The organism is Neobacillus sp. NPDC097160, assembly GCF_044762155.1.
GTDB lineage: Bacteria > Bacillota > Bacilli > Bacillales > Cytobacillaceae > Neobacillus.
Genome location: NZ_JBIWDU010000030.1, coordinates 1 through 17,171, shown reverse-complemented (window position 1 = coordinate 17,171; position 17,171 = coordinate 1). Strand labels below are relative to the sequence as shown.

General features: G+C 38.3%; 16 protein-coding genes and 1 pseudogene. 6 read left to right on the top strand and 11 right to left on the bottom strand.

The features are described from left to right. Nucleotides 1-131: 131 nt before the first annotated feature. Together cdiI and ACIQXV_RS27770 are read right to left on the bottom strand one after the other, a co-directional pair. On the bottom strand, nucleotides 132-494 hold the full coding sequence (cdiI, locus tag ACIQXV_RS27775; RefSeq protein ID WP_402965029.1) for a ribonuclease toxin immunity protein CdiI: 363 nt from the start codon (nucleotides 492-494) through the stop codon (nucleotides 132-134). Between the two features lie 22 nt (nucleotides 495-516). Next, nucleotides 517-2,550 (bottom strand): PrsW family glutamic-type intramembrane protease, encoded by a 2,034-nt coding sequence (locus tag ACIQXV_RS27770; RefSeq protein ID WP_402965026.1) that lies wholly within the window; start codon nucleotides 2,548-2,550, stop codon nucleotides 517-519. 529 nt (nucleotides 2,551-3,079) lie between these two features. On the opposite strand from ACIQXV_RS27770, the gene ACIQXV_RS27765 reads away from it, so the two are divergent. Continuing rightward, nucleotides 3,080-3,847: a DUF3891 family protein gene (locus ACIQXV_RS27765; RefSeq protein ID WP_402965024.1), complete on the top strand. Its 768-nt coding sequence runs from the start codon at nucleotides 3,080-3,082 to the stop codon at nucleotides 3,845-3,847. A 136-nt stretch (nucleotides 3,848-3,983) separates the two neighbouring features. Here ACIQXV_RS27765 and ACIQXV_RS27760 read toward each other — a convergent pair whose 3' ends face one another. Both ACIQXV_RS27760 and ACIQXV_RS27755 read right to left on the bottom strand, forming a co-directional pair. Continuing rightward, on the bottom strand, nucleotides 3,984-4,385 hold the full coding sequence (locus ACIQXV_RS27760) for a CotD family spore coat protein (RefSeq protein WP_402965021.1): 402 nt from the start codon (nucleotides 4,383-4,385) through the stop codon (nucleotides 3,984-3,986). Nucleotides 4,386-4,645: 260 nt separating this feature from the next. Then, on the bottom strand, nucleotides 4,646-4,894 hold the full coding sequence (locus ACIQXV_RS27755; protein ID WP_402965019.1) for a hypothetical protein: 249 nt from the start codon (nucleotides 4,892-4,894) through the stop codon (nucleotides 4,646-4,648). Nucleotides 4,895-5,191: 297 nt separating this feature from the next. Here ACIQXV_RS27755 and ACIQXV_RS27750 point away from each other — a divergent pair, with 297 nt between their 5' ends. After that, a complete protein-coding gene (locus ACIQXV_RS27750) occupies nucleotides 5,192-6,250 on the top strand; it encodes an LLM class flavin-dependent oxidoreductase (protein ID WP_402965016.1) in 1,059 nt (352 codons plus the stop codon). A gap of 115 nt (nucleotides 6,251-6,365) precedes the next feature. Here ACIQXV_RS27750 and ACIQXV_RS27745 read toward each other — a convergent pair whose 3' ends face one another. From ACIQXV_RS27745 to ACIQXV_RS27730, 4 genes are all read right to left on the bottom strand, one after another. Beyond that, nucleotides 6,366-8,093 carry a glycine betaine ABC transporter substrate-binding protein gene (locus tag ACIQXV_RS27745; protein ID WP_402965014.1) on the bottom strand — a complete coding sequence of 576 codons (1,728 nt, stop codon included), beginning with the start codon at nucleotides 8,091-8,093 and terminating at the stop codon, nucleotides 6,366-6,368. 1 nt (nucleotide 8,094) lies between these two features. Then, nucleotides 8,095-9,300 (bottom strand): quaternary amine ABC transporter ATP-binding protein, encoded by a 1,206-nt coding sequence (locus ACIQXV_RS27740; RefSeq protein ID WP_402965011.1) that lies wholly within the window; start codon nucleotides 9,298-9,300, stop codon nucleotides 8,095-8,097. Between the two features lie 163 nt (nucleotides 9,301-9,463). Continuing rightward, nucleotides 9,464-9,853: a cupredoxin domain-containing protein gene (locus ACIQXV_RS27735; RefSeq protein ID WP_402965008.1), complete on the bottom strand. Its 390-nt coding sequence runs from the start codon at nucleotides 9,851-9,853 to the stop codon at nucleotides 9,464-9,466. Nucleotides 9,854-10,096: 243 nt separating this feature from the next. Then, nucleotides 10,097-11,266 (bottom strand): oxalate decarboxylase family bicupin, encoded by a 1,170-nt coding sequence (locus tag ACIQXV_RS27730; protein WP_402965005.1) that lies wholly within the window; start codon nucleotides 11,264-11,266, stop codon nucleotides 10,097-10,099. A 224-nt stretch (nucleotides 11,267-11,490) separates the two neighbouring features. On the opposite strand from ACIQXV_RS27730, the gene ACIQXV_RS27725 reads away from it, so the two are divergent. Next, a complete protein-coding gene (locus ACIQXV_RS27725) occupies nucleotides 11,491-12,045 on the top strand; it encodes a hypothetical protein (protein WP_402965003.1) in 555 nt (184 codons plus the stop codon). A gap of 634 nt (nucleotides 12,046-12,679) precedes the next feature. On the opposite strand, the pseudogene ACIQXV_RS27720 reads toward ACIQXV_RS27725, so the two are convergent. Continuing rightward, nucleotides 12,680-12,781 (bottom strand): annotated as a pseudogene (locus ACIQXV_RS27720) (recombinase family protein); the annotation flags it as partial. 2 nt (nucleotides 12,782-12,783) lie between these two features. Between ACIQXV_RS27720 and ACIQXV_RS27715 the strand changes: the two are divergent. Then, a complete protein-coding gene (locus tag ACIQXV_RS27715; protein WP_402965094.1) occupies nucleotides 12,784-12,942 on the top strand; it encodes a hypothetical protein in 159 nt (52 codons plus the stop codon). Nucleotides 12,943-13,150: 208 nt separating this feature from the next. Here ACIQXV_RS27715 and ACIQXV_RS27710 read toward each other — a convergent pair whose 3' ends face one another. Further along, complete coding sequence (locus ACIQXV_RS27710; protein WP_402965001.1) at nucleotides 13,151-13,291, bottom strand: YjcZ family sporulation protein; 141 nt, start codon at nucleotides 13,289-13,291, stop codon at nucleotides 13,151-13,153. A gap of 312 nt (nucleotides 13,292-13,603) precedes the next feature. Here ACIQXV_RS27710 and ACIQXV_RS27705 point away from each other — a divergent pair, with 312 nt between their 5' ends. Then, nucleotides 13,604-15,484: a terpene cyclase/mutase family protein gene (locus ACIQXV_RS27705; RefSeq protein ID WP_402964999.1), complete on the top strand. Its 1,881-nt coding sequence runs from the start codon at nucleotides 13,604-13,606 to the stop codon at nucleotides 15,482-15,484. Between the two features lie 482 nt (nucleotides 15,485-15,966). Beyond that, the gene (locus tag ACIQXV_RS27700) at nucleotides 15,967-16,134 is read left to right on the top strand and encodes a hypothetical protein (protein WP_402964997.1); all 168 of its coding nucleotides are present in this window, start codon (nucleotides 15,967-15,969) and stop codon (nucleotides 16,132-16,134) included. A gap of 415 nt (nucleotides 16,135-16,549) precedes the next feature. On the opposite strand, the gene ACIQXV_RS27695 is transcribed toward ACIQXV_RS27700, so the two are convergent. Beyond that, the gene (locus ACIQXV_RS27695; protein WP_402964995.1) at nucleotides 16,550-16,771 is read right to left on the bottom strand and encodes a hypothetical protein; all 222 of its coding nucleotides are present in this window, start codon (nucleotides 16,769-16,771) and stop codon (nucleotides 16,550-16,552) included. Between the last annotated feature and the right edge of the window lie 400 nt (nucleotides 16,772-17,171).

Here is a 17,171-nt window from a genome sequence, read left to right as displayed (position 1 = left end):
TACCAACTTATAGAGATAACTTTTTAGTATAGAAAAATAAATAAAATCGCATATATGGGAAATGTAAATATATGCGATTCTTTCCCTATGTCTTCGACTTTAGCTCGCCAATCGAAAGGCATATAAGCTAATCAAGGTTCTTGTATATTAAATCTTTCTTTAATCCTTTTTATTTGTGCTTCTACTTCTGATTTATCTTGGGGAAAATTTTCAAGATAACGAATACAATCTTCTTTTAAATATCTATAGAAGGTCGGATAATCTAAAATAACTTCTTCGTCTTCCTCTACTGCAGGACGATCAATGTAATAGGCTATTCCTTCTTTACCAAAATAATCTTCTTCCCATTCTTCATAATAATCAGCAAACACAAACCTCGCATATTCGGTACCATAACCTTCACCGTTCGCGTAACTTCTTAAGATTCTTAAAAATTTACCATCTCCCATATGATGATAGAAGTATCTAATTAAATTTCTCTTTTTATCTTCCACGATGCTTCCAGCTCCTTAATAATTAATCCAGTGTAGGGAAGAAATTTGTTATTTTTCCTGAATCATCAACAAAGCCTTGAAATTTGAGTCCGTTAGAGGAAACTCCTGATATATTTCTCCCAACAACTTTACCTTTTTTCAAAGCTTCTTCTCCCCATTTTAGTATCTGTTTGTCTGATATTATATTAGGATCATAAACTGTTTTTGGATGGGTAACCTTCTTAAACTCACCAGGTATTATGTTTCCTGCCTTGTCTTGTTTAGGTAGGCGATATTCTATTTCATACACTCCCTCAATGGATGGGTGTTTTCTTTTTGAAATAATACATTCTTTTAAATCCCAGCCTCTCTCTTTAAATGCCTTTTCGAAATTATTGAGATTATGTCCTCCAACTACACCCCTACCTTTTTTCCTCACAATGTCTTGTACTTCCACTAAATGTTTATCATATCCTGGTTTAAAATTTCTTTTCTTTCTAGTGAACGATTCCAAGATTTTTTTTATATAAGGTTTTATTTTCGGTGAAACCGAGTCGCCTAGTTTTACAAGGGCTTTCCCAAAAGGAATTCGACTTAAAAGTACATCAATTCCCAGTAAAAGAGCTGTTTCTGGCGTAAGTAATTTTTTAGGATTGCGGATATTATCTGCAATCTGACTGCCACCTTCTGCAATTCCGATTCCAGTCGATACGGCACCTATAGCCGACCAGAATCCTAATAACGGGAACGTTAAAGCAAATGCTCCAAGTACAAGCAAACTTTTTTCCAAAGCGGACAAACCATTCCACCAGTTTTGCAGACTATCAAATAAACAAGCAAAGCAAGCCTCTTGACCACTGGCTGTAACTCCCCAGCTAGAAAGAAGCATAGCGGTGAATAATGTTACAAAGACGACGATTAAAGCTTTGTAGTACTTCTTTACATTTGCTTCTAAGTCGGATAACAGTTCCCTAGCTTCTGTTTTACCGTGTAATAATGTAAAACCTAGTTCTCTCCTTTCTCGATAAAATTGCAGCAAGTATCCAAAACGCTGTCTTTCCTCAAAAATACATTTGAATAGATTCCACAATTCAGAAACAGGATTGATAATGTTTTCCCCATCCAGCATGGGAATCTTCTCTCTTACTCGGTTCAATTCCCAATAATCGATGATTAACGCTGCTCCTAGCATGATTAAAAATAACGGCTTTGCGGCATATCCGCTTCCTAATAAATCATGAATTCCGGTTAACCAACCCGGAGCTTGGTAACGAGCATTCCATATTGCGTGATCAAAAATGGCCCAAACCAATAGGATAACAGGAAAAATATAAGTAGATCGCTTAAATTTACTCTTAGACTTCACTGCTAGCCCGATTCCTAACGCTACTATAGCGGAAAGCAACGGATGTCCAGCAGTCATTTTGTCAGGAATAAAGCTCTCCTCAAAGTACCCTGGAAATAGTGTAAAAAAGTCCCAATGAATTACTTTCCCTCCAAATAGTGTAACATTATAATCAAAAATACCTCTAGAAACCAATCGACGAGTGGTTTCCTCCAAAAATTGAAAACCTGCCCCCGTTGCCGCACCCATAAGGGCATAATCACTTAAACTCAATGTAGAAGCATGTCGTGAAATAAATAGATAAACTCCAAGAGGGATTAGTTTTAACACTTCTTCAGCAATTGGGGTTAAAAATGCTTGACTCCATACATCTTGTTCCATCCCACCGAAAATAGCCGTAATGGAACGGACAATAAAAGAATTCAACGGTACGATTAACCATGCCCCCGCCATAAAGAAATAGGTGTACTTCTTCCAAGATAAAGTTTTACTGCGGCAGAGTAACCAAAATTGCAAAATGAGGTAAAATGACCACAAAAACTGGACGAACATTTTTCGGGAGTCTTCCATAAAAATTATGCTAAGTACAAAGGCAAATAGCGATATCCAAGAAAAAATTGTGTAGACCCGTAAAATGATTGGATGTGCCTTAATCCATTCATTCCAAATGTGAAAGATTGACTCGAGTTTCTTCCGTAAACTCACTCTAAATTTTCCAACATGAGTCATCATATTGCACCACTCCGATGCCCAATTTTTTCATTCCAGCAATATTAAAATAAAATTTTTGATAATCTCCGCAGCTTACAGTTTCAAACTATACCCCAAGTTACTAATAATTGGAATAGGCCAAATTTTCCAAATATATATTTTACGCTGGTAGCGTTATTCCATCCCACAAGGACGGTTCTCGTGTTTTTAGTGAGGATATCCTGGCCGCAAAAATCATCCCAACATTCTATGAATTATTCCATTTTCGGAAAGCAAAAAAACAAAGACTGCAAGCTAATCAAGTAAGAGAAACATTAGGTCAGTAAAGGTTCAGTTTGATATACCAACTTATAGTGATAACATTTTGGTACAGAAAAATAAATGAATCGCATATATTGGATATGTAAATATGTGCGATTCTTTCCCTCTGTCTTCGACTTTAGCACGACAATCGGTGAGTTTTTCTATAGGATTTATTTTTGGGTGTTACCTCCTGATTGTCATGATATCTGTAGCTATTTATTAATATAAAGATATGGAGTTGCTGAGGATGATAATACGTAAGTGGGAAGACAGTTTTATTATGATAAAACAGCATGATCACGCCAAAATATCAGGCATCATTTCACAGCAATGGAAAAATGACTATTTTTTTGGAATAGATTGGAAAGATGAAGTGGTGGTAGCAATCCGTGAACACGATCGCGGCTGGATTGAAGCTGACTCAGACCCGTTATGGAATACGGGACAAGACAAACCTTACTCTTTTACCGATTACCCAATAGAATCCAAGTTAGCTTTTTATACAAAAGGAATTGATGAAGTTGAAATAAAAAGTAAGTATGCAAGTCTTCTTTGCAGTCTGCATTATATATCCTTCCTCCAGAATGACGGTCATTTCGCTGCCAAGCAATTTGTGGCGGATGAAAGAAACAGACTCCGGCGCCTTTTTAAGGAGTTAGGAATACAGGGAAACAAGAAAATGGAAACCCTAGTCATGGATCACCTTAAAATCCTAAAGTTTTGTGATAACCTCTCCCTCTATATTTGCCTGAATGAACCCGGGGTTGAAAAAGTAAATGAGCACCCCTTTTTCCGAAACGGATTTCCAGAAGTATTTCCTTTCGCCGATCACCAGCCCATCCACGCTCACTGGATGGACCTAGAAACAGTTTTGCTTTCAGTTTCTCCGCTCTCTAAAGAGGTATCGGTTTATTTACCTTTTAAGGAAGTTAAAATAGAAGAAATCATGTCAAACGGGTTATTGAAGGCTTATTCAGAAACTCCAGAGTCCACCAGGGAAGTAAAGATCAAGTGAACTTCTCCCAGAGAAACCACCAGTAATCAAAGCAACTATTAATTTCCATACCCTTACCCTCCTTTTATTATGTATAAAATTGGATTTGTAGTTGTTAAAAAAAATTCCCCACCAAATGGTGGGGAGTTTGAAGAAACTAGAATCCAAATGGTCCAGTCGGACAACAAGGATTATGTGGTACACCGCACATCGTATGTGTTTCACAGCATTCATTTACACATGATTCTGTGTGGGGAAAATGATGTTGATGATTAACATGAAACTTGTTTACTGTTGTCGTATGAGAAGGATGGACATGAGAGACTACATTATTAAATAAGTTTGTTTTTACATATTGTTGTGCAGGGTCAACTAGTCCCGGGTCATACTGTGTTGGAAACACTTGTGGCGGACAGTATGTTGGCGGACATGGTGGTGGTGGGCAGTATTGGGCTGGCATCGATTGTATAGGAGCAAACTGAGTAGGCATTATATTTGGTGGCATATTTGGTGGCATATTTGATGGAAAACCACCATATCCAATATTTCTTTTCATCATTAAATGACCTCCATATGAATTTGTCTTGGTACATCATTAGTCTATGTGAACTTTTGGTTGTGCGGACTAGTTTGAATACCTATTTTTACAATTAGAAATGAATTAAATACCACAGGGACGGTTCCGATGGCTTTTAGAATGGTTATTATCAGCCACAAGAACCGTCCCCTTGCTCTGCTATTAGAGTGCAGTTGTATTTTCATATTTTCTTATGGTTACTTCTTCGTTTTTTCAAGGGCTTTTAACTCGGTAGCTTACAATCAAAGTACCAAAAAGTATTGAATTTGATTTAATGAGATTGGTGTAATGGCCATTATGCGATATCCAATACTTAGTAATTGCGATAAAGTTTCCGCACAATTGTGACGGGGCGGCTCAATCGGAGCCTGGTAACTTTTATAAAGACTGATGAACTGATTATCGTTTGTACAGTGAAGCAAGACAACATGTTTTCCGGTCCATGCATGCCCGATTATAGGTTGAATTAGTGTTTGCGTTATGTTTCTCATGTTGAACACCCTTAAGAATTGATACCATAGTTTATGTATGGGACCTTGTCAATTGTTCTAGGACATTCCTTTCAAAATCAAAGTATCAAAAAGTAGATTATACCCTTGTCAGAATAAGAACGTATATTCTTTAGTTTAATTACTCACCACATGCCATTTACTACAGCAACTAAATCTCCAGTACGGAAAAAAATCGCCTCTTCGTTCCCAACAATCCCATATTGAATCACATTTACCTAGAGTTTTAATAAAATATTTCATCACTATTTACATCTAAAATTGGAGGGACCATTCTGTATGCAACAAAAACATTCCGGACTAGAAATTGGTCTTTATACACTTGGTGATCTCGGCCCAGATCCCCATACTGGCAAAACTATTAGTGCAGGACAACGAACGAAGGAAATCATCGAAGCAGCTAAACTTGCTGACGAAATGGGACTGGATGTGTTCGGAGTAGGAGAACATCATCGCTTAGACTATGCCACTTCTGCACCACCTGTTGTGTTAGCCGCTATTGCCCAGGCAACCAAACGAATCAAATTAACAAGTGCAACCACCGTGTTATGCACGGTTGATCCTGTTCGCTTATTCGAAGACTTCGCTACATTAGATTTAATCTCGGATGGTCGGGCTGAAATCATCGCAGGCCGAGGAGCGTTCATGGAATCCTTCCCGCTTTTCGGTTATGACAAAAATAATTGTGACGCCTTATTTTCGGAACATATGAGCTTATTTTTAAAGCTTAACGAAAACGAAAAAATAACATGGGATGGTCAATACCGCTCCTCTTTAAGAAATGCGGAAGTCGCCCCACGACCATTACAAAAACAGTTACCGATATGGATTGCAGTGGGGAGATCACCTGATAGTGCAGCTCGGGCCGGCAAGTTGGGTGTAGGGATGGCGCTAGCTATCCTCGGCGGTGATCCTATTCAATTCAAGCCATTGGTTGATTTATACCGAATAACGGGCACCGAGGCTGGGCATGCATTGGAAAATCTCAAAGTCGGGATAACCGGTCACAGCTTTATTGCAAAGACCACCCAGCAAGCAAAAGATGAATTCTATCCATATTATTCAAATTATTGGTCATACCTAAACCAGCAGCATGGGTTAGGCTTTAGCATGTCTCGAGCAGATTATGAAAAAATAGCAGCATCAGAAACAGCCTTGTTCGTCGGCAGCCCCCAGCAAATCGTCGAAAAAATCCTTCGGCAGCACGAACTCTTTGGACACCAACGTTTCATGGCGCAGATGGATATCGGTGGTTTACCGTTTAATAAGGTGGCTGAGAATATTAAGCTCTTAGCCACGGAAGTTGCCCCCATTGTTCGGAAAGAAACAAGTAAATAAACTTTTAACACATACTAAAGACCAAATCTATACGACTTGGTCTTTTCATTAGGTTGTGACTGTTATCTTCTTCCACAAAAGCGAAGCTTCTTCTCCAAAAGTGACATCCCTTTTTCTACTTCAAATCTTCAATTGAATTTATATCCATATACTCCGGTACTACCAGTCCATTCTTTGTTCCATGAAGATTGGGTCCAAGATCAACAATATCGTTTTTATATTGTTGATAAAATTCTTTATGAGTACTAGGAAGCCAAGCAGCCACCATTCCGTCCACACTGCCATTTGCCACACCAGCAAACATTGGTCCAACCTCAACTTGGCTCAATTTTACCTTATAGCCATTCTGCTCAAGTACCTTTCCAATGACATTTGTACTAGCAATTTCAGTATCCCAAGCAACATAGACAAGATTCACGCTTTCCCCTTTCCCTGCCTGTGCACCATTTGTCCATTGCCCCACTTTTTCCCCGTTCGCCTTGATCCAATTTTCAGCTGCTTCAGCTGGGTCTGTTCCCTCTTTAATGTCCAGCATCACTTTTTCCATATCCGCAGGTTTCCAGGTAAATTGATTGAGGATAGTGTAGGCGCCTGGCGCATCCTGTTCCAAACCTTTTCTTACGATTGTATGAATATCTTCCACCGCTCCATATGATTCCTTAGGGTCTTTGAGAAATTTCAAATCGTAAGTAGAAAACATCCAATGAGGTGCCCACCCGGTAACAATAATTGGTTTCTTATTCTGATAAGCCTTGTCCAATTCTGCCGCCATCGCTGCGGATGAACCTTCCTGCAGCTGCCAATTTTTCAACTGATAGTCTTTTATGGCTTTATTCGTCTGTGACATGATTCCTGCACCAGGCTCAATTCCAATAATTTGATAATCAACTTGAGCCCCAATTCTATTACCATCCTTATCCTTAGCTGTTTCTTTTGTAATGCCTGTCACAACAGCCGTCACGATGATTAGAAGAGCTACAATGGAAAAGACTATTTTTTTATTCACGATATTTTCATATGCCGGTTTTCGAAGGTTTTGCGAAATTCGGTCGAGAATAACAGCGATGAACACAATCGATAATCCAGCCTCAAAACCACGGCCTACGTCTATTTGACTGACAGCACGGTAAACATCTGCCCCTAGTCCCGGTGCACCCACTAATGATGCTGTCACCACCATTGATAGAGCAAGCATAATACTTTGGTTTACCCCTGCCATAATGGTTGGCGTGGCTATAGGCAATTGAACCTTGAATAATTTTTGACTGTTACTGGAACCGAAGGCGTCAGCTGCCTCTATTAAATCTTTAGGGACCTCCTTAATGCCTAGATTGGTCATCCGAATCGTAGGTGCAATGGCAAAAATAAATGAGGCAATAATTCCAGGTACTACCCCAATGCCAAAAAATAAAATAGAAGGAATTAAATAAACAAAGGCGGGCATGGTCTGCATAAAGTCTAAAATCGGCGTCACAATTCTATGCACCGTTTTTCTTTGGGCACACCAGATTCCAACAGGGATCCCAATGATGATGGTGAGTAAGCCTGATAATAAAACAATGGCAATCGTTTGAATACTTGAATCCCAATAGCCAAGATTATCAACCAAAAGTAAACTGATGAGGGTAAAAATTCCTAATGGCCACCTGCTGGTATAGGCAACCAAAAGCGTTAAAACGATTATCAAGATGATGGACGGGCCGGCACTTAATACATCCACAATAATATTTAACAGAGACTCGATGACGGTAGTTAAAAAGGTAAAAAATCCGGCAAAGGCAACGGTGACCCATTTGACCAGAACGTCTATCCAATCACCTAAAGGGATTTTCGGCACATTCATCTCATTCACTCTCCAAATCGTTCAAGGAATCTTTATTTCCTGCCAATGCCCCAATAACCGCACCACGAATGACGACACCTTTTAGGTGGTGTTCTTCATCGATAACGGAGATAGGCAGACTCGATGTGGCAATCACGTCCATCAAATCAGCAAGTACAGTATCTCCGGAAACGGTTGGAATATCTGTTGACATGACTTCTGCAATCGATTGATTCTGATCAATGGCCTGTCGTGCCTCTTCAGCGGTAATCGCACCCAACAGCTTTCGATTACGATCAACGACGAATATACTTGAATATCCCTGCTTCCGCATGATTTCCAATGCAACCCGCGGCCCGCGATCAACAGCGATTCTTTCTGCCGGTTTCATCACATGTGTTGCTGTTAATATTTTTGATAAATCCACATCCTCCACAAATTTCTCGACAAATTCATTGGCAGGATTCATCAAAATTTGTTCTGGTGTTCCCAGTTGAATGATACTTCCGTCCCTCATCAATGCAATCCGATCGCCGATTCTCAGTGCCTCATCCAAATCATGAGTAATAAAAATGATCGTTTTCTTGTATTTTTCTTGGATCTCCAGCAATTCATCCTGCATATCTTTTCGAATTAATGGATCAAGTGCACTGAAAGCTTCATCCATCAAGATCACATCTGTGTTACTGGCGAGCGCCCTAGCCAGCCCCACCCGCTGCTGCATACCCCCGCTCAATTGTTTGGGAAGCTGGTTTTCGTACCCTTTTAATCCGACAACCTCCAGTGCACTAAATGCTTTTTCCCGGCGCTTTTCAGCGGGTACTTTCTGGATTTCCAGACCATATTCCGTATTTTCTAAGATCGTTTTATGAGGAAACAGCGCAAAGTTCTGAAACACCATGCTGATTTTTTTCTGCCTGACTTCCCTTAGCCGCGCATCATTCATCTTCACAATATCTTCATTTTCAATTAGAATTTCTCCAATTGTTGGCTTAATTAGGCGATTAAACATTCGAATCAATGTGGATTTCCCGCTTCCGGATAAACCCATAATGACAAATATTTCACCAGGGTAAATTTCAAAAGAAACATTCTTGACCCCAACGGTCTGTCCGGTAGCCTTCAAAATTTCCTTCTTCGTTTTCCCCTGCTTTAATAAATCAATCGCTGCTTTTGGATTCGTACCAAAAATCTTAGAAACACCCCTGACCTCAACATAAGGATTCATCCTGTCACCTCTTCTAATAAAAACCATATCATATACATTTTTTCCGAATAGTTCCGTTCTATGTGACCTTAGGACAAAATAACATACATAATTTATTATGATTGTAAAAAGCCCTTACTGCTTAAAGCAGAAGGACTAATTATGTGATTTATTATACTAATCATTATTTGACTATTATTTTTCCAGCCATTCCTTCCTGTAAATGGTACCGACATATTAGATCATATGTACCGGGCTTTGTCGGTTTCACGGTAATGGTTTTTTCTTTACCCATCTGGACTTCGGCGTCAATTCCGAGATTTTCCACAGTGAAGGTGTGCTTTTTCCTACCTTTGTTTTTTACTATCAACGTTGTCGTTCTTCCATTTGGAATGGTGATCTCTTTCGGATTAAAATAATCATCATTCAACTCGACCTCAATCGCTTTCACTGTTTCAATAGGCTGTGTTGCGACACCGGATTCGGCAAATACACTTAGTGAGCCTGGAGTTGTCCCAACCACAATCATCGCAAGCAAAACGACTAGTCCAGTTAACCACTTTTTCAAAGACATTCGCAATCCCTCCTTTCCTAAGACTATTTTCTTCCAAATCATAATATATTATCACTATAAATTGGGTTCCAGCTCACTTTTATTTGAGACAGTGACAAAGAAAAAAACTGCCTAAAAGACAGCCTTAAACCTCAACTCTTGCACCCAATAGTTGAATAATAATTCACTCTACATAGTAAACACCTCCACAACTTTATGGATGAGCAAATCTCCTCTTATCTACTTGTTTTTTGGGTAGTAGGATTACCCGGAATATTTCACAACAGGCCATTTCTCCTTCCGTAGAGAATCAATCAATTCTGTTCTAACATTTAAGTTGCTCATAACTAAATCTTTAGGAGTCAGTGCCATCCATTGATTTAATGACACGTCTTCAAAGCGATTGCTTTTGAACATTTCTAAAAACCATAATGTTTCAGTACCGGTGTTTTGAATATAGTGTCCAGTAGCAAAGGGTACATATCCGACATCACCAGCTCTATAGTCAAATGTACGAGCTGTACCATTCCCAGTAAATACAGTCATTCGCCCTTGTCCGGTAAGGTAATACTGCCATTCGTCGTTATTGGGATGCCAATGAAGTTCTCTCATTGCACCCGGTTCAATCTCAACGAGTGCTGCTGCTACTGTTTTCGAAATTGGAAAGTTTGAAGAGTCCACAATTCGTACACTACCACCAGGCGTTTTCATTGGTGTTTGTTTCAATAGCTCGTGCTTGAAGGTTAAAGGAACATCTCCGTAGGGTGACTGGACTTCCTGACTTTCTAGTGAACCTGGTACCTCTCCCTGATAAATATATACCTGTTCAGAAGGGATTGAGTTAAAAGCACTCTCTGGTACTCCGAAATTTGCAGACAAAACATCTTTGGGAGTATGTGCAAACCAATCGGAGATGGATAAGGTGGAAAGATCGGAAAAGTTCCCGTCATCGAAGACGAGCAGAAATTCACAATGTTCCAGCCCTTGGATCGAATGTGGAATACCTGGGGGAAAGTACCAAATATCTCCCGGTCCGATGTCGGCAATAAAATTTCGTCCTTGTTGGTCAACCGAAGTTATACGTGCCCGTCCTAGCAGCATATAAGACCATTCTGCTTGTTTATGCCAATGGAGTTCACGTACCCCGCCGGCAGTTAAACTCATATTTACTCCTGCAAGGGTGGTGGCTATAGGAAGTTCCCTCACCGTGATCTCACGGGACCATCCTCCGTGATCTAATTTCATTGAAGTATCTGAGAATGAGAATTTCAAGTTTGGGAGCAAGCCTGCATCCGTAATAGGCGGGACTAGCATATTCGGATTTTGAAGATCACGCATAATATTACGCGGGCCGGAATCAATCCCTCCAGCCCCATCACTTCTGATAGGTTGAGGGACATTCCCACCCATTTGACTAATGGTTCGTTTTTCCATAACTACACTCCTCTTTTATGGGATTACATAGAGAAAATTCTTTTTCATAGTGTATGACTTGGGCTTCAAAAAGTGCATATTGATAAAAAACAGGGGCATCCCTTTTTCAAGAAATACACCCGCTGCATAAGTACAATTACACACAATCTTGTTTGTGCTTGCCAAGCTGCCCACTGTAACTATGGACAAATGACCAGTATAAAATATGGCAGGAGGGATTTTAAATGGATTATGGATTTAGCGGTTATTACCGTCAACATCCCAGTATTCATCCAATTTTAGATCAAATTTTGGAGAGATGGACTGGAGAACCAAAAAAAACAGTTTATTTGCTAATCAATAAATATGGTTTACCTAATGAAGCAAGTTCAAGAAGAATCATCTGGTATAATAATGGTCCTTGGAAGCGAACAATTGTGCATCTTGATACTGTACCTCATAACACTCCGACTCCCCATCTTGATTATTTAGAACAAACCATTGATTATAAAGTTCCTGTTCAATTTTTTGATGAATTAGCACAGTTTGATGGTAGTTTATATCCAGACCGAACGGCTGGTGAAGCTACGGCTAAATGCGATCAAGAAGCGGCGAATTTTATGGCATTAAACTTGATGAACGACATTGTGACTGGCAAGCGAACCGTAGAAAATGCTCGTCGTGTTGCAGTTGAAATTGAAAAAGCTTTTCGATTAAAAGGCCAATCATCACCATACACCACAGGATTCCTATTCCCAAAGCAATCTCATACTGCCGATCCAGATGTAGCCTCTTTTTAAGGCTAATTAGACGGCAGGTTGGTTCCATTATTGGAAATGTACTGTCTTCCTGTAATTATTTTACTTTAACTAACCTGCTTCCGTTAGTTCAAAAAAAAAACAGGAACGCCAATAGCGACCCCTTCGGATGCGATTATCTCTCTACCTGTTTTCAAACTCCTTTGACTCCTTATACTTAAAATTAAATTCAAATTTTGCATAAATTTTAATTGATCTACTATCATAATCAGGAACCATCTTAATATCAAAGGAAGCAATAGACAAATGAATAAAGACGCTCAGTTTAAACTAATTAGTTATATTCTTATACTTTTCAGTAAAAGATGAATGGAGAAGCATTAAAAAAGAATGAGCAAACGATGCCTAGACAAAGATAACAATTGTCGTCACAAAGAATCAATAAAAAAAATTATAATTACTTCTTAGCTAATTTAAGCTGAAATATACACAGCTTCATCAATTAACTTGTATATTTCAGCTTTTTTAGACATCATAAAAAACCTCCCTTACATATGATAAGGTTCACCTTTCTTAATGTTAAATCTATAATTATGTATTCCACAATCTGGCCCTTTAATGAAATAGGGAATGACTATTTGTTCTCTTCCGACAGCTTACTATATAATGAAGCTCTTTATACATTTGTAATTTCAAAAATTTGATTTACTGTCATACCTCCTTCTTTATATAGCTTTACTGCACAATTCATACCTGCGTAATTTTTATGAAATTTCTTAAATCAGCCTAGGATGGCTTCGCGACAAAAACAAGTGGTATTATCTTTATGAAGATGGCAGCATGGCAACAGGTGTTATCAGTGTAAAAGAAAAAGAATATCATTTGCGCTCGGATGGATCATTAATCGTTACCGATAAAGATGGTGCCGTTGTCGAGTAACACTTAGCGAAGAGGAATATTAATAGATAAAAATCAGGCTTAATTTATTTGATTATGTACATGATCTCATGCATAGACTAAGAGTAGCCGAAACGCCATATCCACTCCGGCATTGCTGCTTTATTTACTATCTGTAATAAAGCGCAAAAAATCAAACAAGAAAAAGCCTTCTTAAAAAGAGGGCTTTTTCAAAGAATCTAAGTTTTATTTAATAAAAAACAGTTGCTCCAATGATGATTAATAAGATGAACAATACAACGATTAAGGCGAAACCTCCACCGTAACCAAAGCCTCCACCGTAACCATAACCTCCGAAGCCGCATCCGCAGCCACCCCAGCCGAATCCCATAGAAAATCCTCCATTCTGAAAGGTATCTTTATCAAATGATGTAGAAGTTAAGATAGGCCCTTGTTCTAGTTACATTATCTTTATTCCATTCCTTTGTTTGCAGCTTAATTTGAGTTATGATACTCTCCTCTTCTTTTGATAGACTTGAAATAGCCTTGTCTATTTTTTTCTTCTCTTTAATTCTTCCTTTATAACCTCAATGGTTTTTTTTCTCGATTCCTTTTGAAAAATATAGTTCATCCCCTCCATGAATTCTCCCCCCAACGTGTGAATAAGTATAGATGATGGTAATTTTACTGAGGAGAGGAATGAGTGTATTTGACGATAAATACCAAAAAAGGAATTAAACAGATAATTGATGTGCTTAGAAAAGACCAATCTCCCGATGGATCATGGAACTATCCATTTGAAACAGGACTTTCAACAGATGCTTACATGATCATTTTATTACGGACATTGTCAATAGATGATGAAGAATTAATTCAGGGGCTTGCTTCAAGAATTATAAGCAAGCAAGAGAAAAACGGAGCATGGAAGCTTTTCTATGATGAAAGAGATGGAAATTTAACGGCCACTTTGGAAGCATATTCCGGGCTTTTATACTCGGGATATTTCAAGAAAGAAGATCATAGGTTGAAAGCTGCAAAAAGATTCATTGTTGCCAATGGTGGGATTGAAAAGGTAAATATGTTTACTAAAATAATGCTTGCCTTAACAGGACATTACAAATGGCCGGCTTTTTTCCCTATACCGATTGAGGTTATTCTATTGCCCCTATCATTTCCCATTAACTTTTACCAATTCTCTGTTTATGGGAGAGTAAACCTTGCCCCGATCCTGATTTTGGCAGAGAAAAAATTTAGTATGAAAACGAAACGGAGTCCGGATCTTTCGGACTTATTTTCGAAAAGAACTACGGAGAATGACTGGGAGATTCAACCTGAGTGGCGATCCTTATTTTCATCTATTGAAGAAGGCATAAAAAGCTTAATTGGCTTACCGATTCAGCTTCATTCATTGGCAATGGATCGGGCAAAAAAATATATGCTGGAGCACATTGAACCCGATGGGACAGTTTATAGTTATTATAGTTCAACCTTTTTAATGGTATTTGCATTACTATCGCTTGGGTATTCAAAAAATGATCCGCTTATTACAAAAGCGCTTAATGGCTTGAAATCAATGAAGACTGAAATAAACGGGGTCCCCCATATGCAATATACAACTGCTAATGTATGGAATACTTCGTTAATTACTTCTGCTCTGCAGTTTGCCCAAGTATCCCCCGATGATCCCGTTGTTAAAAATGCAAACCACTATCTACTAGAGCGTCAACATTATAAATTTGGTGATTGGGTGATTCATAATCCAAATAGTTTACCAGGTGGATGGGGATTTTCGGATGTAAATACAATCAATCCCGATGTTGATGACACGACAGCTTCATTACGATCCATTGCAAGAGGCATTCCAACCCGCCCACAATTTCGTGAAGCCTGGGATCGCGGCTTAGATTGGTTGTTATCCATGCAGAATGATGACGGAGGCTGGGCTTCTTTTGAAAAAAATATTAAGAATAAATGGCTCGGGTTACTGCCGATTGAAAAAGGTGAGTTTATGTTTGGTGACCCAACTTCTGCAGATTTAACAGGAAGAACCCTTGAATTCTTAGGAAACTATACAAATTTACCAAGAAATCATCCTGCGGTTAAAAAAGCGATAAACTGGTTGTTAAAAAATCAAGAAAAAGATGGTTCATGGTACGGCCGGTGGGGAATTTGCTATTTATATGGAACTTGGGCCGCTGTTACAGGACTAATCTCTGTTGGATTTCCAACAAACCATAGATCCATACAACAAGCAGTAACTTGGTTAAAGAGCGTTCAAAATAAGGATGGAGGTTGGGGGGAATCCTGCCTAAGCGATAGTCAAAAAAGATACGTTCCACTTAATAAGAGTACTTTAACGGACACCTCATGGGCACTTGATTCACTGATTACTGTTGAAGAAAGTCCAACTAAAGAAATTCAAGGAGGTATCATGTATTTACTTGAGTCGATTGAAAAAGTAGATTGGACCACAGAATATCCAAAGGGCCAGGCAATGGCAGGTGGCTTCTATATCCACTATCACAGCTATAGGTATATTTTCCCATTAATAGCATTGTCCCATTATCATCGAAAGTTCGATTAATGATCCATATCGACGTGGCAGAGCTGCACGTCGATATTTTTATGGCTAAACTTTCACATTCTCCAAAAAACAAGCTAACTATCGATATATTTTACTATCTCGGTCGGACCTCATTCGAATAAGTATTCTTGATAAACCACTATTAAAGCTTACAAACTCAATATGTAATTCTTTTGAAGAACAAACTAAATAAAGTGTGACTTTGTTAGACCTGTTTGTATTCAGGCAATTCATTTAATTTTTGATTAAAAATAGTTACTTTCATTATTACCATTTCCCCCAACGTTAGAATTTATTTTAGAATTTTAACATTATTCAACCCCTTCATACATTAATTATGATAAGATGGCTACATTTTTTTCAAGGAGGAAAACAACAAATGATGCCTTACTCTGGTATGCATTCCCAAATGTATTTGGGCAAAATAAGCGTTAAGAATAATTAAAAACTTAATTATTTTCGATACTAAAGAGGGTGTTAGAATGAGGAAAAGTCTGTTTACTATTGGGGAAAAAGTAAATATCAAAGCTTCCGGTGAATCGGTAACAATTTATAAATGTCATTATGTAAAAAACATGAAGAGGTACTCTTACATTGTAAATGAATACCCAAATACCTTTTTCTTTGAAGAAGAATTAACGAAAGAATAATAACAATTAATCAATATTGCTTATGATGAAGTAAAGATTTTACTGCAGATGCGTTTAAACTTGAGAAAATAATTCTTAATAGGATTTCCATCCGTTGGACAATTTTTTTTATGATCTTATTTAACAAAAGCGCCCGATTGTTGAATAACTTTATCCATATATGATACGGTTCACCTTTCTTAATTTTAAATCTATAATTATGTATTCCACAATCTGGCCCATTTGTTGAAAAGCAGATTCCTGTCATAAAAGGCTATATACATCATCATTTTGGAACAGGACATTATACACCCATATTTTTCTATGCCTTTTTAGATACCCAACCTCTTTTTCATAGCTGGTATTTTAGGAATTACATAAACTAAAAACCCCTTGTACGCAAAAGGGGTTCAAATTGTTCGTTTTTGATTTGAAGCTATATCATACCTGGTATACTCATTCCTGGGAAACCACTCATACCCATTCCAGGCATTCCACCCATTCCTATTCCAGGCATTCCACCCATTCCCATTCCAGGCATTCCACCCATTCCCATTCCAGGCATTCCACCCATTCCCATTCCAGGCATTCCACCCATTCCCATTCCCATTCCACCCATTCCAGGTAAGGCCATAACACGATGATAGTCTAATGCCATTGTTTTCACCCTTTTTTTTTATAATACTCATAGTCTTATACATACTATGTTTATAGAAAATAGGAGAGCTTATTTACCTTTAAAATAGGCGGACTAACTACTTATAAAAGGAAAGAAGCTTTCAGGAATCATTGCTGCCTTCCAGAAGGAGTAGTGGTCAAAGTAGCAAAATGAGAAGATTAAAGATCTTGTATATTCACAAAGAAGTTTTACAAAGCCTAATAAGGGAGCGCTCTAGGAAATTTTATAATCAAATCCGTGCTACAACATAAAAGTCAATTTTTTTAAATGTTCTTGTTTAACAAAAGCACCCGTTACTTTAAGTACAATATTTCACATTCTCCTTCATTATTGAGACCAAAAACGGTGATGCCTATAATAAGCATTGCATTAGTACTAC